The organism is Pseudogulbenkiania ferrooxidans 2002 (assembly GCF_000174355.1).
Lineage (GTDB): Bacteria > Pseudomonadota > Gammaproteobacteria > Burkholderiales > Chromobacteriaceae > Pseudogulbenkiania > Pseudogulbenkiania ferrooxidans.
In genome coordinates, this window is record NZ_ACIS01000008.1 from 214,559 (window position 1) to 235,807 (window position 21,249).

The 21,249-nt window shown below is 67.2% G+C and carries 18 protein-coding genes, 6 tRNA genes and 1 riboswitch; of the genes, 18 read left to right on the plus strand and 6 right to left on the minus strand.

Features of this window, described 5'->3' with window-relative positions; all coding sequences use genetic code 11:
• Window positions 1-81: 81 nt before the first annotated feature.
• A complete protein-coding gene (locus tag FURADRAFT_RS15145; protein WP_008955042.1) occupies window positions 82-1,326 on the plus strand; it encodes a nitronate monooxygenase in 1,245 nt (414 codons plus the stop codon).
• Between the two features lie 89 nt (window positions 1,327-1,415).
• On the opposite strand, the gene dsdC is transcribed toward FURADRAFT_RS15145, so the two are convergent.
• From dsdC to FURADRAFT_RS15160, 3 genes are all read right to left on the minus strand, one after another.
• Complete coding sequence (gene dsdC, locus FURADRAFT_RS15150) at window positions 1,416-2,372, minus strand: DNA-binding transcriptional regulator DsdC (RefSeq protein ID WP_008955043.1); 957 nt, start codon at window positions 2,370-2,372, stop codon at window positions 1,416-1,418.
• A gap of 28 nt (window positions 2,373-2,400) precedes the next feature.
• Window positions 2,401-3,741 (minus strand): D-serine ammonia-lyase, encoded by a 1,341-nt coding sequence (dsdA, locus tag FURADRAFT_RS15155; protein WP_008955044.1) that lies wholly within the window; start codon window positions 3,739-3,741, stop codon window positions 2,401-2,403.
• A gap of 124 nt (window positions 3,742-3,865) precedes the next feature.
• Window positions 3,866-4,777, minus strand: a complete 912-nt coding sequence (locus FURADRAFT_RS15160; RefSeq protein WP_008955045.1) for a hypothetical protein — start codon at window positions 4,775-4,777, stop codon at window positions 3,866-3,868.
• A 233-nt stretch (window positions 4,778-5,010) separates the two neighbouring features.
• Window positions 5,011-5,107: riboswitch (TPP riboswitch) on the plus strand.
• A gap of 109 nt (window positions 5,108-5,216) precedes the next feature.
• Between FURADRAFT_RS15160 and FURADRAFT_RS15165 the strand changes: the two genes are divergently transcribed.
• From FURADRAFT_RS15165 to FURADRAFT_RS15175, 3 genes are all read left to right on the plus strand, one after another.
• A complete protein-coding gene (locus FURADRAFT_RS15165) occupies window positions 5,217-6,227 on the plus strand; it encodes a thiamine ABC transporter substrate-binding protein (RefSeq protein WP_008955046.1) in 1,011 nt (336 codons plus the stop codon).
• A 223-nt stretch (window positions 6,228-6,450) separates the two neighbouring features.
• The gene (locus FURADRAFT_RS15170; RefSeq protein ID WP_008955047.1) at window positions 6,451-7,995 is read left to right on the plus strand and encodes an ABC transporter permease; all 1,545 of its coding nucleotides are present in this window, start codon (window positions 6,451-6,453) and stop codon (window positions 7,993-7,995) included.
• Window positions 7,988-8,941, plus strand: coding sequence for an ABC transporter ATP-binding protein (locus FURADRAFT_RS15175; protein ID WP_008955048.1), 954 nt, complete (start codon window positions 7,988-7,990; stop codon window positions 8,939-8,941). Before FURADRAFT_RS15170 ends, FURADRAFT_RS15175 begins: the two co-directional genes overlap by 8 nt.
• A 75-nt stretch (window positions 8,942-9,016) precedes the next feature.
• Here FURADRAFT_RS15175 and FURADRAFT_RS15180 read toward each other — a convergent pair whose 3' ends face one another.
• The 3 genes from FURADRAFT_RS15180 to guaB all read right to left on the minus strand — a co-directional run bounded on the left by FURADRAFT_RS15180 (window position 9,017) and on the right by guaB (window position 12,982).
• On the minus strand, window positions 9,017-10,228 hold the full coding sequence (locus FURADRAFT_RS15180) for a branched-chain amino acid ABC transporter substrate-binding protein (protein ID WP_008955049.1): 1,212 nt from the start codon (window positions 10,226-10,228) through the stop codon (window positions 9,017-9,019).
• A 280-nt stretch (window positions 10,229-10,508) separates the two neighbouring features.
• On the minus strand, window positions 10,509-11,384 hold the full coding sequence (locus tag FURADRAFT_RS15185; protein ID WP_008955050.1) for an alpha/beta fold hydrolase: 876 nt from the start codon (window positions 11,382-11,384) through the stop codon (window positions 10,509-10,511).
• A gap of 134 nt (window positions 11,385-11,518) precedes the next feature.
• Window positions 11,519-12,982 carry an IMP dehydrogenase gene (guaB, locus tag FURADRAFT_RS15190; RefSeq protein ID WP_008955051.1) on the minus strand — a complete coding sequence of 488 codons (1,464 nt, stop codon included), beginning with the start codon at window positions 12,980-12,982 and terminating at the stop codon, window positions 11,519-11,521.
• Window positions 12,983-13,126: 144 nt separating this feature from the next.
• Here guaB and FURADRAFT_RS15195 point away from each other — a divergent pair, with 144 nt between their 5' ends.
• From FURADRAFT_RS15195 to FURADRAFT_RS15260, 14 genes are all read left to right on the plus strand, one after another.
• Entirely contained in the window at window positions 13,127-13,540 is a 414-nt protein-coding gene (locus FURADRAFT_RS15195; RefSeq protein ID WP_008955052.1) for a DUF4124 domain-containing protein, read from the plus strand.
• A gap of 162 nt (window positions 13,541-13,702) precedes the next feature.
• Entirely contained in the window at window positions 13,703-15,508 is a 1,806-nt protein-coding gene (gene uvrC / locus FURADRAFT_RS15200) for an excinuclease ABC subunit UvrC (protein WP_008955053.1), read from the plus strand.
• A gap of 19 nt (window positions 15,509-15,527) precedes the next feature.
• A complete protein-coding gene (gene pgsA / locus FURADRAFT_RS15205; RefSeq protein ID WP_008955054.1) occupies window positions 15,528-16,109 on the plus strand; it encodes a CDP-diacylglycerol--glycerol-3-phosphate 3-phosphatidyltransferase in 582 nt (193 codons plus the stop codon).
• Between the two features lie 78 nt (window positions 16,110-16,187).
• Window positions 16,188-16,263: transfer RNA gene (locus tag FURADRAFT_RS15210), tRNA-Gly, on the plus strand.
• 24 nt (window positions 16,264-16,287) lie between these two features.
• Window positions 16,288-16,363 (plus strand) — tRNA-Gly (locus FURADRAFT_RS15215).
• A 31-nt stretch (window positions 16,364-16,394) separates the two neighbouring features.
• Window positions 16,395-16,470 (plus strand) — tRNA-Gly (locus FURADRAFT_RS15220).
• Between the two features lie 26 nt (window positions 16,471-16,496).
• Window positions 16,497-16,572, plus strand: a tRNA-Gly gene (locus FURADRAFT_RS15225).
• Between the two features lie 40 nt (window positions 16,573-16,612).
• Window positions 16,613-16,686 (plus strand) — tRNA-Cys (locus tag FURADRAFT_RS15230).
• Window positions 16,687-16,923: 237 nt separating this feature from the next.
• Window positions 16,924-17,008, plus strand: a tRNA-Leu gene (locus tag FURADRAFT_RS15235).
• A 298-nt stretch (window positions 17,009-17,306) separates the two neighbouring features.
• Window positions 17,307-17,711: a ProQ/FINO family protein gene (locus FURADRAFT_RS15240; protein ID WP_008955055.1), complete on the plus strand. Its 405-nt coding sequence runs from the start codon at window positions 17,307-17,309 to the stop codon at window positions 17,709-17,711.
• A 143-nt stretch (window positions 17,712-17,854) separates the two neighbouring features.
• Entirely contained in the window at window positions 17,855-18,985 is a 1,131-nt protein-coding gene (locus FURADRAFT_RS15245; RefSeq protein WP_040653023.1) for a glycerate kinase, read from the plus strand.
• Entirely contained in the window at window positions 18,982-19,524 is a 543-nt protein-coding gene (locus FURADRAFT_RS15250; protein ID WP_008955057.1) for an O-acetyl-ADP-ribose deacetylase, read from the plus strand. The genes FURADRAFT_RS15245 and FURADRAFT_RS15250 overlap by 4 nt, the downstream gene beginning before the upstream one ends.
• 163 nt (window positions 19,525-19,687) lie before the next feature.
• Window positions 19,688-20,620, plus strand: coding sequence for a cysteine synthase A (gene cysK, locus FURADRAFT_RS15255; RefSeq protein ID WP_008955058.1), 933 nt, complete (start codon window positions 19,688-19,690; stop codon window positions 20,618-20,620).
• 63 nt (window positions 20,621-20,683) lie between these two features.
• The gene (locus tag FURADRAFT_RS15260) at window positions 20,684-21,139 is read left to right on the plus strand and encodes a hypothetical protein (protein WP_008955059.1); all 456 of its coding nucleotides are present in this window, start codon (window positions 20,684-20,686) and stop codon (window positions 21,137-21,139) included.
• Window positions 21,140-21,249: the final 110 nt, after the last annotated feature.

Sequence of the window (21,249 nt, forward strand, 5' to 3'; positions counted from 1 at the left end):
ACGCTTGATGTAGCGGCTTTTTTGGCTTTCGGGCCCCGCCTGGGTGATAATGTGGGGTTACGAAATACGGAGAGGCAACTAATGAAGCGCGTGGATGACTTTCGCCTGAGATTGGGCAAGCATGAACTGGTGCCCATCATGGTCGGTGGCATGGGGGTGGATATCTCGACCTCTGCTCTGTCCCTCGAGGCGGCCCGCCTCGGCGGCATCGGCCATATCTCGGACGCCATGGTGCCGACGGTTGCCGATCGCCGCTTCAATACCAAGTACGTTAAGAACAAGCTGCAGCAGTACAAGTTCAACGTCGCCAACACCGACAAGTCGGTGGTGCAGTTCGACCTCGGCCTGTTGGCCGAAGCCACCAAGATGCACGTCGGCAGCACCATGGACGCCAAGCGCGGCGAGGGCCTGATCTTCATCAACTGCATGGAAAAGCTGACGATGAACGCGCCCAAGGACACCTTGCGCGTGCGCATGCGGGCGGCGCTGGATGCCGGCATCGACGGCATCACGCTGGCGGCCGGCCTGCACCTGGGCTCGTTCGCGCTGATCGAGGATCACCCGCGCTTCCGCGACGCCAAGCTCGGCATCATCGTGTCGTCGCTGCGCGCCTTGCAGCTGTTCCTGAAGAAGAATGCCCGTCTCAACCGCCTGCCCGACTACGTGGTGGTGGAAGGCCCGCTCGCCGGCGGCCACCTGGGCTTCGGCATGGACTGGGCCGAGTACGACCTGGCGACCATCGTCGCCGAAATCCGCGACTGGCTGAAAGCCGAGCAGCTGGATATCCCGCTGATTCCGGCCGGCGGCATCTTCACCGGTTCCGACGCCGTGGGCTTCCTGGAAATGGGCGCCGCGGCGGTGCAGGTGGCGACGCGCTTCACCGTGACCCACGAGTGCGGCCTGCCGGAGAAAGTGCAGCAGGAGTACTTCAAGGCCAACGAGGACGACATCGAGGTCAACCAGATTTCCCCGACCGGCTACCCGATGCGCATGATCAAGCACTGCCCGGCCATCGGCGACGGCATCCGCCCGAACTGCGAGGCCTACGGCTACCTGCTCGACGCCAAGGGCAGCTGCGCCTACATCGACGCCTACAACCGCGAGGTGGCGGCGCACCCGGATGCGCGCCGCGTCAAGGTGTGGGACAAGACCTGCCTGTGCACCCACATGCGCAACTTCGATTGCTGGACCTGCGGCCACTACACTTATCGCCTGAAGGACACCACGCGCCGCAACGAGGACGGGACCTACCAGATCCTCAGCGCCGAGCACGTGTTCCGCGACTACCAGTTCAGCACCGACAACACCGTGGCCCTGCCGGAGTAAGCCGGGCGGCGAGCGCCGCTGGCGCCAGCAGACGAAACCCCGAGGAGCAATCCTCGGGGTTTCTGTTTTTCTGCCGCTTGGGCGGACCGCTATCCGTCGGCGGGCTCCCAGGACTGGTCATGGCCGGCCTGCGCCATCAGCCACTGGATGAACACCCCGAGGCGTGGCGACGGCGGCGAGCGCTCGGGCAAGACCAGGTAGTAATGCTGCGCGGCGCGGCTGGAGAGCACTGGGAAGGGGGCGACCAGGCTGCCTTGGCGCAGCGCCTGCTCGACCAGGCGCCGCCGCCCCATGGCCACGCCGACGTGATGCTGCGCCGCCGTCACGGCCAGGTCGGAGCGGTCGAAGATCATCGCCGGTGCGTCGTCGAGGCCGATGATGCCATGCTGCGCGGCCCAGGCCTGCCACTCGGCATCGTGGCCGGCCTGCGGCCAGGCGCGGGCGTCGTGCAGCAGGGTGCAGTGCGCCAGTTGCTCCGGCCGCTCGAACAGCTGCCGGCGGCGGGCGTAGTCGGGCGAGCAGACCGGCGTCAGGGTTTCGTCCATCAACGGCAGCACGCGTTGCCCGGCTGGCGGCAAGGTGCCGTAGTACAGCGCCAGGTCGACCGGCTGGGTGCGGAAATCCACCTCTTCGTTGCCGGTGCGCAGGTCGAGCCGGATGGCGGGGTAACGTTGGCCGAAATCCGCCAGCCGCGGCACCAGCCAGCACTGCGCGAGCGACGGGCGGGCGAATAGCGTCAGCGTGCCGGACAGCTCGTGGCGGCGGATGTCGTCGATCTCCTGGCCGACACGCTGCAGCGAGTCGTTGAGCAGCGCGAACAGGCGCCGCCCCTCGTCGCTCAGCTGCAGTTGCCGGGGCCGGCGCTGGAACAGACGAAAGCCGAGTTGCTGTTCCAGCTTGAGGATGCGGTGACTGACGGCGCTGGGCGTCAGGCATAGCTCGGCCGCCGCCAGGGTGAAGCTCAGGTGGCGTGCGGCGCACTCGAAGGTATGTAGAGCCGCGAGCTGGCCGCTGTCGAGGCGGGTGGGGTGTCCGGGGAGCGTCAAGGGCGTATTGTCCGTGCGAGGTGCGGGATCAGGCTTCCCGGCCGCGCTGCAGGTAGTCGGCCATTTCTTCCGCCGGCACCATGCTGCCGCCGGTGGCCCACACCAGGTGATGCGCCGCCGCCAGGCGCTGCGGGGTGAGCCCCATGCGCTCGCGGTAGCCCTGGTTTTCCGTCAGCACGCGCGCCATGCCCGGCATACCGGCCAGCGCCGACGGCTCCAGCGCGATGCCTTCCTGTTGTTGTAGCAGGGCGAGAAGGCGGTAGAGCTCGTCGTCGCTGACGGTGTAGTAGCCGTCCAGCATCCGTTCCATCGCCCGCCCGACGAAGCCGGAGGGACGCCCCACCGCCAGGCCGTCGGCGGCGGTGACGTTGTCGATGCCGAAGTCCTGCACCGCGACCTCGTCGTGCCGCCCGGTGAGTACGCCCAGCAGCATGCACGGCGCGTGGGTCGGCTCGGCGAAGATGCAGTGCACGTGGTCCTGGAACGCCAGCTTCAGGCCGAACGCCACCCCGCCCGGGCCGCCGCCGACGCCGCAGGGCAGGTAGACGAACAGCGGGTGCTCGGCGTCGACGACGATGCCGGCCTGGTCGAACTGGCACTTGAGCCGTTCGGCCGCGACCGCGTAGCCGAGGAACAGCTGCGGCGAGTTCTCGTCGTCGACGAAATGGCAGCGCGGGTCGCCGGCCGCCTGGCGCCGTCCTTCGGCCACCGCCGCGCTGTAGTCGGAGGGGTATTCCACCACCGTGACGCCGTGCTCGCGCAGGCGGCGTTTCTTCCATTCGCGCGCGTCGGCCGACATGTGCACCGTGGTGCGGAAACCCAGCTTGGCGCCGATCAGGCCGATCGACAGCCCGAGGTTGCCGGTCGAGCCGACGGCGATGGCGTACTGGCCGAAGAAGGCGCGGAAGGCGTCGCTGTCGAGCCGGGCGTAGTCGTCGTCAAGGTGCAGCAGGCCGGCGGAGAGGGCCAGGTCTTCGGCGTACTTGAGCACCTCGTGGATGCCGCCGCGCGCCTTGATCGAACCGGAGATCGGCAGGTGGCTGTCGAGCTTGATCAGCAGGGTGCCGACGGAGTCGATGCCGTAGCGCTGGCACAACGCCTGCTGCATGGCGGGGATGGCCTGCAGCGGGGATTCCAGGATGCCGCCGGCGTCGCGGGTTTCCGGGAAGGCGGCGCGGAAGTAGGCGGCGAAGCGTTGCAGCCGGGCGCTGGCCTCGGCCACGTCGTCCACGCCGAGGCCGACGTGGGGCAGGGCTTCTTCAAATGGCGTAATGGCCGGGTTGAACCAGCTGCATTCCTCCAGCGCGACCAGTTTTTCCAGCAGGGGATGGTCGCGGTACCATTGCTGCAGGGTTTTGCCGTGAATCATGGCGTGCTCCTTGGCGCCCGGGGGGCGAATGGCCGTATTAGGCCAGAGCGGACGCCGACGGACAAACGATGGCTGCTCATGGCATGGATGAAACGGGTTCAGCCATGGCGCGGGCGGTCCCCGCTTACAGCACCGCCCACATGCCGATGATCAGGATCAGGATCACCACGCCGGTCATGATCTGGGCGGTGCTGCGCTCCTTCTGCAGCGCCTGCTGCAGTGTCGTCTGGCGCGACTCCAGGGCGCTCACGCGCTGTTCCAGGTGGGCGCGCGTCTCTTCCTGCTGCGCCATGTTCTGCAGCATGGCTTCGCCGCTGTATTCGGTGATGTGTTCCTTGTCCCATACCCCGAGCAGCTTGTTGACCTTGTCCTTGAAGAACAGGGCGTTCTTCTGGTTGCTGTCCTGCCATTCGAACTCGAAGCCCTGGCGCGCAAAGAAGGCGTTGCGCTGCAGGCGCTCGTCCTCGCTGCAGGTGGCGGGCAGGGTGACCAGCCCGGGGCTGACGGCGTAATCGGGGTAGATGCCCTTGATCCAGCCGATGACCTGGGCCAGCAGGAAGGTGTCGAGCCCGGCGTGACGGAAGGTCTCGCTCGCCATGACGCCGCCCTTGGGGCCGAAGGTGGCGGTGCGGCTGGGGTGGTCGGCCCGCACCCAGGCGCTGTTGTAGACGGTGTGGAATTGCGCGTCGTCGCCGCCGAACGGCTGCCACTGGGTGCCGGCCGCGGCGGCGTAGCCGCGGAACTGCAGCCGGAAATAGTCGGACTGGCCGGTCATGGCGCGGCTGCGGTGCAGTATGCCGTAGATCGCCACGCCATCGCGCGACAGCATCAGCACGGTCTCGCCCAGCGGCATGGCCTGGCTGGCGAGGTAGGCTTCGCTCTCGGGTGCCGGCAGCGCCGGTTTCTCGGCCGCCGCGACGACGGGCTTCTTGGTGTTGGGCAGGCTATCCATGGCGCAATCATAACGCAGGCCACCGGCGCTCGGGTGGCGCACCCCCGTGATGTTGTGGTGCGCCACGGTCTTCTTGTGGTGCATTGCGCAAATCCGGCAGCGGCACAAGCCGGCTCCAGGGCTGGCATGGCGTTTGCAAAGAGTTCACCTGCGGTCTTGTTGTGCGTGGGCCGCGCGAGTCAGTCTCTCGTTTCGTTAGCCTCTTTTACGTGTGTAAGCCTCGCCTGGAGGATTCGTCCTTCAGGCCATTTTTTTGCCCGTCGCCTGCCCGTCTTCCCGGCCTGCCGTGCCGCACGGCTTGGCGCTATACTGCCGTTTTTCGTCACCGGGGGTGCCGCGATTCGTCGCGGCTGAGAGAGACCCCGCAACCTGATCTGGGTCGTGCCAGCGGAGGGAGCGTGACGGTGCCGTCAGGCATCGGCGCCCGGCCGTGGCGGCGGCCCGAGGCCGGGGCCGTGTTTGCCCCGTTTTGCCCTGGCAAGACGGAGGCGGAGGCCCCGCGATCGGCAAGGAGAGTGTTCCTATGTTCAAGAAAGTGCTGTGGCTGGCGTTGTGTACGAGCGCGCTGGGCGCCCAGGCGGCCGAACTGCGCGTGCTGACGCACAGCTCGTTCGCGCTGTCCAAGGAACTGCTGGCGGGGTTCGAGCAGCAGTCCGGCGTCAAGGTGGTGGTGATCAAGGCCGGCGACGCCGGCGAGATGGTCAACAAGCTGATCCTGACCCGCGCCAATCCGATCGCCGACGTAGTCTACGGTATCGACAACACGCTGCTCGGCAAGGCGCAGCAGGCCGGTGTGCTGGAGCCGACCGCGAGCCCGGCCGGCGCCGCCGTGAAGCAGACGCTGCCGGGGATGGTGAGCGTCGACTACGGCTACGTCACGCTCAATTACGACAAGGCCTGGTTCGCCAGGCAGAAGCTGGCGCTGCCCACCTCGCTCGACGAGCTGACGCGCCCGGCCTACAAGAACCTGGTGGTGGTGGAAAACCCGGCGACGTCGAGTCCGGGACTGGCCTTCCTGCTCGCCACCGTCAAGGGCCTGGGCGAGGAGCCGGCCTTCGCCTGGTGGGGCAAGCTGCGCGACAACGGCGTCAAGGTCGCCAAGGGCTGGAGCGAAGCCTATTACACCGATTTCAGCAAGAACGGCGGCAGCCGCCCGATCGTGGTGAGCTACGCCACCAGCCCGGCGGCCGAGGTGTTCTACAGCAAGGAGAAGTTGGCCGAAGCGCCGACCGGCAACCTGCTGCTCAAGGGCGGCGTGTTCCAGCAGGTGGAGGGCGTGGCGCTGGTCAAGGGCGGCGGGCAGAAGCAGGCGGCCCAGCAGTTCGTCGACTTCCTGCGCTCCGGCGCGGTGCAGGCCGACCTGCCGACGCAGATGTGGATGTACCCGGTGCTGCCCGGCGTCAAGCTGAACCCGGTGTTCGCGCTGGCGCAACAGCCGACGGCGCACGATACCCCGGACAGCCGGGCCATCGCCGCCAAGAGCGCCGGCTGGGTGAGCCGCTGGACCCGCGTGGTGTTGAAGTCCGGCTACTGAGAGCTTGGAATAACTCTGCCGCGCACCCCCATCCCGGCTCTGTGATGCTTGCCGTACCACTTGTACGGCTGAGTCAGTCGATTTTCCTCGGGTCGAACCGGCCTGGGGGGGCGATGACCGCAGAGAATCCCTGTGGGACGATTTCTTCACAAGCTCCCGGGCCTTACGTTAGGTGTTTCCAATACGGCAGCCTGTCTGCCGTTGGTCTTTGTCGAGGGCCGCGATGCGTGCCGTGTTTTCCCGCCAGGCCCTGGCCTTGCTGCCGCTGGCGTTTCTCACCCTGATGGCGCTGGCGCCGTTGGCGCGGCTGCTGTACGAGGGCGGCAGCGGCTTTTCGGCCAACCTTTTCCAGGACGACTACCTGCGCTGGCGCCTGCTCTGGTCGCTGACGCAGGCCGTCGTCACCTGTGTGCTGGCGCTCGCCATCGGCCTGCCGCTGGCCTGGGTGCTGACGCGTTTCGCCTTTCCCGGGCGGGCGCTGATCCTGCGCCTGTTGCTGCTGCCGTTCGTGATGCCGACGCTGGTGGCCGCGCTCGGCGTGCTGGCGCTGTTCGGCCCGCATGGCGTCACCGGCCTCAACCTGCAGGACACGCCGTGGCTGCTGCTGTACGGCAACCTGTTCTACAACCTGCCGCTGGTGATCCGCGCCGCCAGCGAGGCGCTGGCCTCGGTGCCGGCCTCGCGCCTGGCGGCGGCGCGCACGCTCGGTTGCACCGCCTGGCGCGCCTTCTGGCGCGTGGAGTGGCCGGTGGCGCGACCGTGGCTGGCGTCGGCGCTGTGTCTGGTGTTCCTGTATTGCTTCTCCGGCTTCGGGCTGGCGCTGCTCTTGGGCGGGCAGCGCTACGCCACGGTGGAGGTGGAGATCTACTCGCTGGTGGCGTACGAGCTGAACCTGGCCGACGCCGGCGCGCTGGCGCTGCTGCTGCTGTGCCTGAGCGGCGGGGTGGCGTTCGGCTACGCCTGGCTGGAGCGGCGTCTGGCCACGCCGGGCAAGGTCGAGCCGCTGCCGCCGCGTCCGGCGGTAACCCTGGCGGAACGGACGCTGCTGGCGGGGGCGTTGGCCTTGCTGGCGCTGTTCGCCGCGGCGCCGCTGTTGGCCGTGGCCGGGCGTGCGCTGTCGGCCGGGGTCGAGGCGTGGGCGGTGCTGGGCGAGGGCGACACGCTGGCGGCGCTGGCCAACACCCTGCGCTTCTCGGCGCTGGCGCTGACGCTGGCTGCGGTACTGGGGTTGGCGCACGCGCTGGCGGCGCAACGCTGGCTGTGGCTGCGCGCCGCCGCCTTCCTGCCCTTCGTGCTGTCGCCGGTGTGCGTGGCGTTCGGCCTGTTGCTGCTGTACCCGGGGTGGAGTGCCAGCCTGACGCTGCTGCTCGGTGCCTATGCCCTGCTGGCCTATCCCTTCGTCACCAAGAGCGTGGCGGCGGCGCTGGACGGCGTGCCGCCGCAATGGCCACAGGCGGCGCGCACGTTGGGCGCCAGCGCGCCGCGAGCCTTCGTCCGCGTGGTGTGGCCGCTGCTGCAGCCGGCGTTCCGGCGCGGGCTGGCGTTCGCCGCCGCCACCGCGCTGGGCGAATTCGCCGTCACGCTGTTCCTGTCGCGCCCGGAGTGGACCACGCTGACCACGCTGATCTACCAGCGCCTGGGCCGTCCCGGTGCCGCCAACCTCGATGCCGCGCTGGTGTTGTCCAGCGTGCTGATGCTGTTTGCCGTGAGCGCCTTCGTCATCATCGAATGGCCCGGGCGCCCGGCCAAGGATTCCGACCATGCTTGAGCTCGTCAACCTGTGCAAGGCCTTCGGCCAACGTGTGGTGGCCGACCACCTGTCGCTCACCGTCGCCGACGGCGAAACGCTGGCGCTGCTCGGGCCGTCCGGCTGCGGCAAGAGCACGCTGCTGAAGATGATCGCCGGGCTGGAGCGGCCCGACGCCGGGCAGATCCGGCTCGGCGGAGTCGATCTCACCGCCCTGGCGCCGGAGGCGCGCCAGGTGGCGCTGATGTTCCAGGACTTCGCGCTGTTCCCGCATCTGGACGTGCGCGACAACGTCGCCTTCGGCCTGATCGAGCGGCGCCTGCCCCGGCGCGAGGCCTACGCCCGGGCCGAGCGTGCGCTGGCCGAACTCGGGCTCGCCGGCTACGGCGCGCGCCGGGTGTGGACGCTGTCCGGCGGCGAACAGCAGCGCGTGGCGCTGGCACGCGCGCTGGTGACGTCGCCGCGCCTGCTGCTGCTGGACGAACCGTTCTCCAGCCTCGACGCCCACCTGCGCCAGAGCCTGCAGGCCGAGTTCCGCCGCCGGCTGGCCGCCGCGCATATCCCGGCGATCCTGGTCACGCATGACCGCGCCGAGGCCTTTGCGCTGGCCGATCGCGTGGCGGTGCTGCAGCAGGGCAAGGTGGTGCAGTGCGGCCGGCCGCAGGAGCTGCTGGCGGCGCCGCGCAACGCCTGGGTGGCCTCGTTCATCGGCTACCACAACGTGCTGGACGACGGCGTGCTGCCGGAGCAGGCCTTCCTGCTCGGGCCGGCGCATCCCCCGGCGCGCGTGGAGCGGGTTGACAGCCTCAGCGAGGGCATCCGCGTCGAGCTGACACAGCAGGCGGCGCGTTTCACGCTGACGCTGTCGGCGCGCGAGGCGGCGCAGTTTCCCGAGGGCCTGCGCGCCGGGCAGAACATCGGGCTCGGCATCGACCGCAGCCGGCTGATCCGCTTTGCCGGGGCGTGAGAAGGAGAGGGGGCGGGCAAACAAAAACGGCACCCGGTTTCCCGGATGCCGTTCTGATCTGACGTGCGTCGACGCTTACTGCGCGGCGGAGGCGTTGCCCGCCGGCGCAGTACCGCCACCCAGTACCTTGGCTACTTCCCACTGGCCGTTCTTGACCTGGTAGATGGTCACGGTCGGGTTGAGGCGGTCGCCCTTGGCGTCGAACTTCACCGGGCCGGTGACGCCGGCGAATTCCACCTTGGACAGTGCCGGCAGGTACTTGGCCGGCTCGGCCGAGTCGGCCTTCTGCATCGCCGCTACCAGGGTGCGTACGGCGTCGTAGCTGTACGGCGAGAACACCGCCACGTCCTGCTTGAACTTGGCCTTGTACTTCTCGCTGAAGCTGGTGAAGCCCGGCATCTTGTCGTTCGGCTGGCCGGCGGTGGAGGCGTAGTTGCCTTCGGCGTCGGCGCCGGCGAGCTTCAGGTAATCCGGGGTGCGGGTGCCGTCGCCCGAGAGCAGCTTGGCGGTCAGGCCAAGGCGCTTCATCTGCTTGGTGAGCGGGCCGGACTGGGCTTCCATGCCGCCGAAGAAGATCACTTCCGGCTTCAGCGCCTTGAGGGTGGTCAGGATGGCGGCGAAGTCGGTGGACTTGTCGTTGGTGAACTCGCGCTTGACGATCTCGGCGCCGCCGGCCTTGGCGGCCTTCTCGAACTCGTCGGCCAGGCCCTGGCCGTAGGCGGTGCGGTCGTCGATGATGGCGATCTTCTTGGCCTTCAGCTCGTTCACGGCGAAGGCGCCCAGCGCCTGGCCCTGGGCGGCGTCATCGGCGATCACGCGGAACGCGGTCTTGTAGCCCTGCTGGGTGTAGCTGGGCGAGGTGGCCGACGGCGAAATCTGCGGAATGCCGGCGTCGGAGTAGATCTTGGACGCCGGGATGGTGGCGCCGGAGGTGACGTGGCCGATGACGCCGGCCACTTGCGCGTCCACCAGGCGCTGCGCGACCTGGGTGGCGGCTTTCGGGTCGGCCTGGTCGTCTTCCGACACCAGCTCGAATTTCACTTTCTTGCCGCCGAGCGAGATGCCTTCGGCGTTCAGTTCGTCCACGGCAACCTGCGCGCCGTTCTCGCTGTCCTTGCCGTAGTTGGCGGCCGGACCGGTGATCGGGCCGGCGTGGCCGATCTTCACCACCAGCTCGTCGGCGGCGGGGGCGCTCTTGGCGGCGTCGGCGCTGGTTTCGGCCTTCTGGCCGCAGGCGGCGAGGCCGGCGACGGCCACGGCGATGCAACTCATCTTGATGAGGGTCATGGGATCTCCAAACGATCGATCTTGAAACGATAAGGCCCGGACTGTGCCGGGCTTGCTTGTTATCGGACCGTCCACGGCGTGTGCCCTGGCCGCGAGCGGTCTATGAGATAAATTCTACCGCGTAACGACGCTGCAGTGCAGCATAAAAGCCATGATTTTTGGCCGAAAAGCAGACAAATTCACTGTCCGTGTGGTATCGAGGCGGTGCTGCTTGGGGCGTTAGCCGGGCGGGGTAGCGGCTGCCATGCCGCCATGCCGAACGCTTGGCGCCGGGGCGTACTCACGCCGTCAGGAACGGGCGCAGGGCTTCGGCCAACCTTTCCGGCTGCTCCCACTGGATCATGTGCCCGGCCTCGGGGACGGTGACTTCGCTGAGCCTGGCAAAGCAGGCGCGCCGCTCGTCCAGCGTGGCGAACACGCCCTTGGCCATCGGGTGGTCCCACATGTCGCCGCCGATCACCCACAGCACCGGGCAGGCGATGCGCCGCCAGCAGGCCTTGGCTTCTTCCAGCCGGTACAGCACCGGGTTGACCATCTTGTGGCGCGGGTCGGCGCGGTAGCGGAGCGTGCCGTCGATCTCGTGGGTCAGCGCCGCCGCCAGAAAGCGGGCGCGGGCGCTGTCCAGGCGCGGATTGCGCTCGGCCAGGCGCGCCGCGACGTCGTCCAGCGTGCCGAGCGGCTGGTAGCCCGGCATGGTGTGCTGTTCGCGTAGCCAGCGCGCGTAGCGGCCGGGCGCCTCTTCCGGACGCGTTGCCGCCAGCCCGAAGCCCTCGACGCAGACCAGCCGCGTCAGCCGCTCCGGCCGCACCCCGGCGTAGAGGCCGGCGATCATCGCCCCCATGCTGTGGCCGATCAGCGTCACCGGGGTGTCGGGCGAATAGTGCTGCAGCAGCGCATCGAGGTCGGCCAGGTAGTCCGGGAAGTAATAGCTGCCGCGGTTCCATTCGCTGTCGCCGAAGCCGCGCCAGTCCGGCGCGATGACGTGCCAGCCGTCGCCCAGCGCGTCGACCAGGAACTGGAAGGTGGCGGACGAATCCATCCAGCCATGCAGCATGAACAAGCGTGGCGCGCCGTCCGCTCCCCAGTGGCGCACGTGGTAACGGTGCTGGCGCAGGATCACGGTTTCGGAGCGGGAGGTGAGCAGAGGTTGAGACATGGCGCGGGCGATCGGTCAAAGACGTGGGCGTAGTGTAGCGTCATCGCCCGCCCCGACGACAGGGTTGGCCGAAGCCATGAAAAAACCCGCTTCCGGAGAAGCGGGTTTCTTGCCGAACGGAAACGCCTGTCGACTTAGCGGTCGACGTTGTAGTTCGGCGCTTCCTTGGTGATCTGCACGTCGTGCACGTGCGACTCGCGCATGCCGGCGGAGGTGATCTCCACGAAGCCGGCCTTGGCGTGCATCTCTTCGATGGTGCGGCAACCAAGGTAGCCCATCGAGGAACGCAGGCCGCCGGTCAGCTGGTGGATCACCTGGGCGATCGGGCCCTTGTACGGCACGCGGCCTTCGATGCCTTCCGGCACGAACTTGTCGACGTTGGCTTCGTTGTCCTGGAAGTAGCGGTCGCTCGAGCCCTGGGTCATGGCGCCCAGCGAGCCCATGCCACGGTAGGACTTGTACGAACGGCCCTGATACAGCTCGACCTCGCCCGGCGCCTCTTCGGTGCCGGCGAACATGCCGCCCAGCATCACGCAGTTGGCGCCGGCCGCCAGGGCCTTGGCGATGTCGCCGGAGAAGCGGATGCCGCCGTCGGCGATCATCGGCACGCCGGTGCCCTTGAGCGCTTCCGACACGTTGTGGATCGCGGTCAGCTGCGGCACGCCGACGCCGGCCACGATACGCGTGGTGCAGATCGAGCCCGGGCCGATGCCCACCTTCACCGCGTCGGCGCCCATGTCCAGCAGGGCCAGGGCGGCGTCGGCGGTGGCGATGTTGCCGCCGATCACGTCGATCTGCGGGAAGTTCTTCTTGGTCCACTGCACGCGGTCGAGCACGCCCTGGCTGTGGCCGTGGGCGGTATCCACCACCACCACGTCGACGCCGGCGGCGGCCAGCGCGGCGATGCGCTCTTCGGTGCCGGCCCCGACGCCGACGGCGGCGCCGGCGCGCAGGCGACCCTGGCTATCCTTGCAGGCGAACGGGTGTTCGCTGGTCTTGATGATGTCCTTGACGGTGATCAGGCCCTTGAGCTCCCACGCGTCGTTGATCACCAGCACGCGCTCCAGGCGGTGCTTGTGCATCAGCTCGCGCGCCTCGTCGATGCTGGCGCCTTCCTTGACCGTCACCAGACGCTCGCGCGGGGTCATGATCGAGGATACCGGCTGTTCCAGGCGGGTCTCGAAGCGCAGGTCGCGGTTGGTGACGATGCCGACCACCTTGCCGTCCTGCACCACCGGCAGGCCGGAGATGCGGTGCTGGCGGGTCAGGTTGATCAGGTCGCACACCAGCATGTCCGGGGCGATGGTGATCGGGTCTTTGACGACACCGCTCTCGTAGCGCTTCACCTTGGATACTTCCTGGGCCTGGCGCTCGATCGACATGTTCTTGTGGATGATGCCGATGCCGCCTTCCTGGGCCATGGCGATGGCCAGTCGGGCTTCCGTTACCGTGTCCATGGCTGCGGACAGCATGGGCAGATTCAGGCGGATGTTGCGGGAGAGTTGGGTGTGAAGCTGAACGTCGCGCGGCAGTACCGAAGAGTGGGCCGGGACGAGGAGAACGTCGTCGAAAGTATAGGCTTTCTCGATGATACGCATCTGGCGTTTCCTTTGCGGCAAATAAACATTATATCGAAAGACGGGGGCGCTTGGCAAAAGCGGCGTGCAGCTCTTTGCCGCGGCCGTGGACGTGACCGTACAATGCCCGGCATTGTCGCGGTATTTTAAGAGGGGGAGGGTGACATGAAACATCGCTGGTGGCTGTGCACTTTTATCCTGCTGTCCTTGCCGGCCTGGGCCGAGGTCTACACCTGGAAGGACGCCACCGGGCGCACCGTGTATTCCGATCAGCCGCCGCCGGGGCAAAAGGCCAACCAGCTGAACATCAAGGTGACGCCGCCGCCCAAGGCAGAGGCGTCGGCTCCCGCCGCCAAGGCCGTGGACAAGGGTAACGATAAGGCCGACCTGGCCCGGCAGGCCGAGGATCTCAACCGCAAGATCCGCGCCGAAAACTGCCTGCGCGCCAAGAGCAACCTGTCCAGCCTGCAGCTCAACGGCCGCATCCGCCTGCCGGGCAGCAACGCGCTGGCCAGCGATGCCCAGCGCAACGACATGATCCGCCAGTCCGAACAAGACGTGGCGACCTGGTGCAAGTGAGCGCGGGTAAATAAAGCGGCGGCGTCCGCCGTCCCGGTCCAGCGGGGCTCGCCGTGCTTTATGTACGGCCGCGCTTCTCCAACCAGCCTGGCGGCGCGGCGGTGAGCGCAGCAAATCCCCGTGGGGCGATGTCTTTCCCCCCGCTCCAAGACGAGAGTTTCAGTGACTAGCAGCACGACGTTCGACCCCAAAGCCATCCTGACCCACCTGCCCAACCTGCCCGGTGTCTACCGCATGCTCGACGCGGCCGGCAAGGTGCTCTACGTGGGCAAGGCCATCGACCTCAAGAAGCGCGTCAGCTCCTATTTCCAGAAAAACGACCTGAGCCCGCGCATCCAGCTCATGGTGCGCCAGATCGCCGCCATCGAGACCACCGTGACGCGCTCCGAGGCCGAGGCGCTGATCCTGGAAAACAACCTGATCAAGGCGCTGGCGCCGCGTTACAACATCCTGTTCCGCGACGACAAGTCCTATCCCTACCTGATGCTGTCGGCGCACGCCTACCCGCAGCTGGCTTATTTCCGCGGCGATCCGAAAAAACCGCACCAGTATTTCGGGCCGTATCCCAACAGCTACGCGGTGCGCGAGAGCATCCAGATCCTGCAGAAGGTGTTCCGCCTGCGCACCTGTGAAGACGCGGTGTTCGCCAACCGTTCGCGCCCCTGCCTGCTGTACCAGATCAAGCGCTGCTCGGGACCGTGCGTCGAACACATCGACGAGGCGGCGTACCGCGCCGACGTGGCCAACGCCGTCGCCTTCCTGCAGGGCAAGCAGAACGAGCTGATCGATAGCCTGACCGAACGCATGCTGGCCGCTTCCGAGGCGATGGAGTTCGAGCAGGCCGCCGCGCTGCGCGACCAGATCCAGGCGCTGTCGCGGGTGCAGGAGAAGCAGTTCGTGTCGAGCAACGTCAGCCATGACGCCGACGTGGTGGCGGTGGCCGAACAGCAGGGCGTGGTGTGCGTCAACCTGGTGATGGTGCGCGGCGGCCGCCATCTGGGCGACAAGAGCTTCTTCCCGCTCAACAGCGAGGGCAGCGACGCTTCGGCCAACCTCGAGGCCTTCCTGGCGCAACATTATCTGGGGGCGCCGCTGCCGCCGGTGATCATCGTCAACGGCGCGATCTCGCCCACGCTGCGCGACTACCTCGAGCAGCAGGCCGAGCGCCGCCTGGCCATCGTGGGCAACCCCATCGGCGAGCGCCGCGTCTGGCTGGAAATGGCCGAGAAGAACGCCCAACTCGCCATCCAGCAGAAACTCGCCAGCCACGCCACGCAGAGCCAGCGCCTGGCCCGGCTCAACGAGGTGCTGGAACTGGAAGGGGTGGAGCGGCTGGAGTGCTTCGACATCAGCCACACCCTGGGCGAGGCCACCGTCGCCTCCTGCGTGGTGTACGACCGCGGCGACATGCAGCCCTCCGAATACCGCCGCTACAACATCACCACCGCCAAGGCCGGCGACGATTACGGCGCCATGCGCGAGGTGCTGACGCGCCGCTACAGCAAGTTGGCCGAAGGCGAAGGCAAGCTGCCCGACGTGGTGCTGATCGACGGCGGCAAGGGCCAGGTTGGTGTGGCGCTGGAGGTGTTTGCCGACATCGGCCTCAACCTCCCCATCGTCGGCGTGGCCAAGGGCGAAGAGCGCAAGCCGGGGCTGGAAACACTGATCCTCCCGTACCGGGAAAAGACGCTACAATTGCCGCACGACCATCCCGCGCTGCACCTGATCCAGACCGTGCGCGACGAGGCGCACCGCTTTGCCATCACCGGCCACCGCGCCCGGCGCGGCAAGGCGCGCACCGCCTCCTCGCTGGAAGAGATCAACGGCGTGGGAGCCAAGCGTCGCCAACGGCTGCTGACCCGGTTTGGCGGATTGCGCGGGGTCATGGCGGCCAGCATCGACGACCTCGCCCAAGTGGAAGGCATCAGTCAGACGCTGGCCGAAAAGATCTACAACGCCCTGCACTGAACACAACAAGACCAGAACGATGCCGTTTAACCTGCCGATATTCCTGACCTGGCTCCGGGTGGCCCTGATCCCGATCTTCGTCGCCATCTTCTTTCTGCCCGACTCGCTGCTGTTGGCCGACATGCGCAACATCACCGGCGCCGTCATCTTCGCGCTGGCCGCGGTGACCGACTGGCTCGACGGCTACCTGGCGCGCAAGCTGGGGCAGACCTCGGCCTTCGGCGCCTTCCTCGATCCGGTGGCCGACAAGCTCATCGTCGCCGCCTCGCTGATCCTGCTGGTGCAGCTGACGCGCACCCCCGGCTGGATGGCGATGATCATCATCGGGCGCGAGATCGCCATCTCCGCCCTGCGCGAGTGGATGGCCGAGATGGGCACGCGCAAGAGCGTGGCGGTGGCCTATATCGGCAAGCTCAAGACCGCCGCGCAGATGGTGGCGATCCTGCTCCTGCTCTACGCCGGCCCGATCGTGCCCGGATTGAGTACCCTGGTGCTGGGTAACGTGTTCATGGTGCTGGCGGTGATTTTGACTTTGTGGTCAATGGTTTACTACCTGCGCATGGCGGCGCGCGAGTTTGCCGGTAAAAAAATCGATCTCTGAGCTGTTGACAGGGGGCGATAAATCCTTATAATTCGCAGTCTCTCGACGCAGCAATGCAGCGAGACAGTGAAAGACAAAGCGGGAATAGCTCAGTTGGTAGAGCGCAACCTTGCCAAGGTTGAGGTCGCGAGTTCGAGCCTCGTTTCCCGCTCCAGTTTTTCATGGCATATCCGGCGATGCGGGAATAGCTCAGTTGGTAGAGCGCAACCTTGCCAAGGTTGAGGTCGCGAGTTCGAGCCTCGTTTCCCGCTCCAAACACCGGAAAAACAGATTCGTTTCACAGACGCGGGAATAGCTCAGTTGGTAGAGCGCAACCTTGCCAAGGTTGAGGTCGCGAGTTCGAGCCTCGTTTCCCGCTCCAGCGCCTGTCAAATGTAATCGCACCATGCGGGAATAGCTCAGTTGGTAGAGCGCAACCTTGCCAAGGTTGAGGTCGCGAGTTCGAGCCTCGTTTCCCGCTCCAGTTTCATCGATTCGCCTAGCGCGTCGATACGCCAGTCAATGGCGGGGTGGCAGAGTGGTTATGCAGCGGCCTGCAAAGCCGTGGACGCCGGTTCGATTCCGACCCCCGCCTCCAGATAAAAAGCCCTGATTTTTCAGGGCTTTTTTCTTTTCTCCGGCATGAGCTGATGGCGCGCGGGCCGTGGGCCTGTCCATCGAGATGGGGTGTCTCCGAGCGAAGGAGATGCCAACGGAAAGCACGATCGCCGGCCTTGGCCGGGAGGCCCGGACTGACGCAAACACCCGTCAGGGCCTGATCGGGCCTGAGTCTGATTGCCTGTGGGGGCGCTCTGGGCTAGAATCTCGCCTCCATGCCCGGGTGGTGAAATTGGTAGACACAAGGGACTTAAAATCCCTCGCCGCAAGGTGTACCGGTTCGACCCCGGTCCCGGGCACCATACTGAACTGAGTGACAGACGAGACCGTAGCGCCAGCTGCGGCTTTTTTGTATCCGGGGTGCCGTGGCGAGACTGTCTCGCCGTGGGCGCCTGCAACGTGATGTTTTCCTGCCCACGAAGATGGGCGCCGGACGAGCTGGGGTTTCACTTTTGCCGGAGTTCTGGCATAAGATACGCCTTCTGTGGGCGTTACCGGTCCTGTAGCCGGCGGTAGCGTTTGGAAAATGAGGCGTGCATCAGCAAGCCTCGGTCGGGTGGAGGATGTTCCGCCGGCCATCAACCGACTAGATTGAAGTTCATGAAGCCAAATACCGAAACGGCACTGGGTGCTGCTCTCAAGAACGCTGTGCAGAGTCTGAGCAAGAAAAAGCAGACTGAAATGATCGCCGAGCATGTGTACAGCAAGTTCGAAGTGTTCCGCCAGTTCCGTCCTCTGGCCATCGGCATCCACGAAAGCCTGATCGCCGCCTTGCCGCAGTTCGACGCCGTGCTGATCGCCCGCGTGGTCGCCAATCATTGCCGCAAGCCGCGCTACGTCAAGGCGCTGGCACGCGGCGGCAAGCGTTTCGACCTGGCCTGTAAGCCGGCTGGCGAAGTGACGGCGGAAGAAAAGCAGGCCGCCGAGGGCCAGATGGCCGCCAAGGTGGCCGCCGTCGCGGCTCCGGCCGAAACTGCCGCTGCCACGGAGCAGCCGGCCGAATAAGCCAGACGCTGCGGCGCCGGCAAAAAACCCTCCTTGTGCCCTTGTGGCCGGAGGGTTTTTTCATGTCCGGGTCTAAACTGAAACCGGTGCAGGCCGTAACCGCGGTAGGATGCTCTCTCACGATTGTTTCCGAGGACAAGCGCATGCGCTGGCTCATCGCCCCTGACTCCTTCAAAGGTTCGCTCGCCGCCCGTGAGGTGGCCGAAGCCATGGCGCGCGGCATCCGGCGCGCGGAGCCGTCCGCCGACTGCCGCTTGTGCCCGATGGCGGACGGCGGCGAGGGGACGCTCGACGCCCTCCACGCCACGCTCGGGGGCGAATGGCACCGCGCTAGCGTGCATGATGCCGAGGGGCGTCCGTGCGAGGCGGAGTGGCTGCTGCTGCCGCACGGCGTGGCGGTGGTCGAAGTGGCGCGCGTGGTCGGCCTGCCCGACGTCGGCCCCGCCAGCGTGCACGAGCGTGACACGCGCGGTGTCGGCGAGCTGATTCGCGCCTGCCTCGACGCCGGGGCACGCCATATCGCGGTCGGCCTCGGCGGTTCCAGCACCAACGACGGCGGCGCCGGCTGCCTGGTCGGGCTGGGGGTGCGCCTGCTTGACCGCGAGGGGCAGACCCTGGCGCCGCTCCCCGATCAGCTGGGACGCGTGGCGGCGCTCGACTTGTCCGGGCTGGACGCACGGCTGGAGGTGACCAAGCTGGAGCTGTGGTCCGACGTCGACAATCCGCTGCTGGGGCCGCGCGGTGCAACCGCGGTGTTTGGCCCGCAGAAGGGCGTCGCCCCCGATGCCGTGGCGCGGCTTGACGCCGCCATCGCCCGCTTTGCCGCCGCTGCCGATCACGCCTTCGGCCAACCTTGTGCCGAGCTGCCTGGCAGTGGCGCCGCGGGCGGCCTGGGGTACGCCCTGCACCTGCTGGGCGGCCGCTGCCATTCCGGCGCCACGGCGCTGGCGGAACTCTCCGGCCTGAGCGACGCCATCGCCCAGGTCGACTGGGTGCTCACCGGCGAGGGCTGCAGCGACGGCCAGACCCTGGCCGGCAAGGCGCCGGCCAGGGTGGCCGAACTGGCGCGGGCGGCCGGGGTGCCGGTCAGCCTGCTGTCCGGGGCGGTGCTGCCGGATGCCGAAGGACAGCTGGCTGCGCATTTCGACGGATGCTTCTCATTGTGCAGCCGCCCGATGACGCTGGAGGCGGCGATACAGCAGGCCGCACCGTTACTGGAGCAGGCGGCGGAGCAGCTGGCGCGCCTGGTGCTGGCGGGAAGGAGGGGGCCATGAAACGGCAAATGGGGCCGACCGTGCTGGAAGTCTGGCAGGGGGACATCACGCAGCTCGACGTCGATGCCATCGTCAACGCCGCCAACAGCAGCCTGCTCGGCGGCGGCGGCGTGGACGGGGCCATCCACCGCGCCGCCGGACCGGAACTGCTGGCCGAGTGCCGCACTCTGGGCGGCTGCCCGACCGGCCAGGCGCGGCTGACACAGGGCTACCGCCTGCCGGCGCGCCACGTCATCCATACCGTCGGGCCGGTCTGGCACGGCGGGGCATCCGGCGAAGCCGAATTGCTCGCCTCGTGTTACCGGACCAGCCTGCAGCTGGCCGCCGAACACGGCTTGCACAGCGTGGCGTTCCCGGCGATCAGCTGCGGCGTCTACGGCTACCCCGTGCCTGCGGCCCTGTCCATCGCCTGCGAGACGGTCGCCACCTGGCTGCAGAGCCACGAACATACCATCACCGAGGTGCGCTTCGTCGCCTATGGCGAGGCGATCCGTCAGCAATGGGAGCAGGCGCTGGCCGTCTTGGCACTCCCGGGGTGAACCGACCGGCCATCGTCTTGTCTGACTCTCTCGCCGCCGTCGCGCGCTGCGGCGGGCTGCGCGTTCCTACGATATAAACAAACGGTCTTGGTCACGGTCGATACCAACTATATGATGACAGGTGATAACGTGTGGCCACTTTTGGGTTAAGGGAGAATAAGCAATGCGCATCGCCAATACTGTTACCGATCTGATCGGCAATACTCCGCTGGTCCGCCTCAACCGCCTCACCGCCGATTGTGGCGCCACCGTGGCGGCCAAGCTGGAGTTCTACAACCCGGCGCACAGCGTCAAGGACCGTATCGCCGTGGCGATGATCGACGCCGCCGAAAAGGCCGGTAAGATCGGTCCGAACACCATCATCGTCGAGCCGACCTCCGGCAACACCGGCATCGGGTTGGCCATGGTGTGCGCCGCGCGCGGCTACAAACTGCTGATCACCATGCCGGAAACCATGAGCCGTGAGCGGCGCATGCTGCTCAAGGCCTACGGCGCCGAGCTGATCCTGACTCCGGGGCCGGATGGCATGGGCGGCGCCATCGCCAAGGCGCGCGAGCTGGTCGAATCCGACCCCGACACCTACTTCATGCCGCAGCAGTTCGAGAACCCGGCCAACCCGGAAATCCATCGCAACACCACCGCCGAGGAAGTCTGGAACGATACCGACGGCCAGGTCGACATCTTCGTCGCCGGCGTGGGTACCGGCGGCACCATCACCGGTGTCGGCGAGGTGCTCAAGGCGCGCAAGCCCGGCGTGAAGATCGTCGCCGTGGAGCCCGAGGGCTCGCCGGTGCTGTCCGGGGGCGCCAAGGGGCCGCATCTGATCCAGGGCCTCGGCGCCGGTTTTGTGCCGCCCATCCTCAATACCTCCGCCTACGACGAGGTCGTCCGCGTCAAGAACGACGACGCGTTCACCACCGCCCGTGCGCTGGCCAGCCAGGAAGGCCTGCTGGTCGGCATCTCTTCCGGTGCGGCGGTCTGGGCGGCGTTGCAACTGGCGCGGCAGCCGGAAAACGCCGGCAAGCTGATCGTGGTGGTGATCCCCTCGTTCGGCGAGCGCTACCTGTCCACCGCGCTGTTCGAAGACCTGGCCTGAGTTCCCCGGCCGGTGCGGGCGGCCCGGTGCCGCCCGCGCTCCTGAGAGACATGAAACGTGACGATGAAGAAGCTTGTCCTTCCCCTTGCGGCCGCTGTGGTGCTGAGCGCCTGCGGCGTGCTCCCGACCCTGCCAGAGTCTGGCGCCCCGCAGCCGCACCGTCGGCCGCCGGTTGCCGCCCCCACCAAGGTGGACCTGCTGCTGAAGGAGGCCAACAGGTTGGCCGAAGAAGTCAAAGCCGGGCGCCTGAGCCGCACCGCCGCCGCCGATCAGCTCAATGCCTACCGCTTGCGTGTCGCCGGCCCCAACCTGGTCGACGACAATACCTTCGCCGCCTACCGATACATTGCCGTGGAGCGCGATGCCGGCCGCATGAACCCGGCCGAGGCGCAGGACAAGATGGAAGTCAAACTGCGCGAATGGCTGCGCGCCTGGCCCAAGCTGCGCCAGAAGCCAGCCGATCCGGCCTTCACCAACTTCCTGCTCAAGGTCTATCGCTTGCCGCCGCTGGGTTATTGATTCGGCGTCCGTCGTTGCCGCGAACCCTGGCCGGTAGCGTGGGGTGATCGGCTCGGTGCGGGAGTGGACCGTCACGCTGCGATCCGTGGCGCTAGCGTGCTCATGCCGCC

Bases quoted from the DNA above. Each gene is read 5' to 3' on its own strand.
- FURADRAFT_RS15145 (WP_008955042.1), top strand. From the start codon at position 82: ATGAAGCGCGTGGATGACTTTCGCCTGAGATTGGGCAAGCATGAACTG.
- dsdA (WP_008955044.1), bottom strand. From the start codon at position 3,741: ATGATTCACGGCAAAACCCTGCAGCAATGGTACCGCGACCATCCCCTG.
- FURADRAFT_RS15160 (WP_008955045.1), bottom strand. From the start codon at position 4,777: ATGCACCACAAGAAGACCGTGGCGCACCACAACATCACGGGGGTGCGC.
- FURADRAFT_RS15165 (WP_008955046.1), top strand. From the start codon at position 5,217: ATGTTCAAGAAAGTGCTGTGGCTGGCGTTGTGTACGAGCGCGCTGGGC.
- FURADRAFT_RS15170 (WP_008955047.1), top strand. From the start codon at position 6,451: ATGCGTGCCGTGTTTTCCCGCCAGGCCCTGGCCTTGCTGCCGCTGGCG.
- FURADRAFT_RS15175 (WP_008955048.1), top strand. From the start codon at position 7,988: ATGCTTGAGCTCGTCAACCTGTGCAAGGCCTTCGGCCAACGTGTGGTG.
- FURADRAFT_RS15180 (WP_008955049.1), bottom strand. From the start codon at position 10,228: ATGACCCTCATCAAGATGAGTTGCATCGCCGTGGCCGTCGCCGGCCTC.
- FURADRAFT_RS15185 (WP_008955050.1), bottom strand. From the start codon at position 11,384: ATGTCTCAACCTCTGCTCACCTCCCGCTCCGAAACCGTGATCCTGCGC.
- guaB (WP_008955051.1), bottom strand. From the start codon at position 12,982: ATGCGTATCATCGAGAAAGCCTATACTTTCGACGACGTTCTCCTCGTC.
- FURADRAFT_RS15195 (WP_008955052.1), top strand. From the start codon at position 13,127: ATGAAACATCGCTGGTGGCTGTGCACTTTTATCCTGCTGTCCTTGCCG.
- pgsA (WP_008955054.1), top strand. From the start codon at position 15,528: ATGCCGTTTAACCTGCCGATATTCCTGACCTGGCTCCGGGTGGCCCTG.
- FURADRAFT_RS15240 (WP_008955055.1), top strand. From the start codon at position 17,307: ATGAAGCCAAATACCGAAACGGCACTGGGTGCTGCTCTCAAGAACGCT.
- FURADRAFT_RS15245 (WP_040653023.1), top strand. From the start codon at position 17,855: ATGCGCTGGCTCATCGCCCCTGACTCCTTCAAAGGTTCGCTCGCCGCC.
- FURADRAFT_RS15250 (WP_008955057.1), top strand. From the start codon at position 18,982: ATGAAACGGCAAATGGGGCCGACCGTGCTGGAAGTCTGGCAGGGGGAC.
- cysK (WP_008955058.1), top strand. From the start codon at position 19,688: ATGCGCATCGCCAATACTGTTACCGATCTGATCGGCAATACTCCGCTG.
- FURADRAFT_RS15260 (WP_008955059.1), top strand. From the start codon at position 20,684: ATGAAGAAGCTTGTCCTTCCCCTTGCGGCCGCTGTGGTGCTGAGCGCC.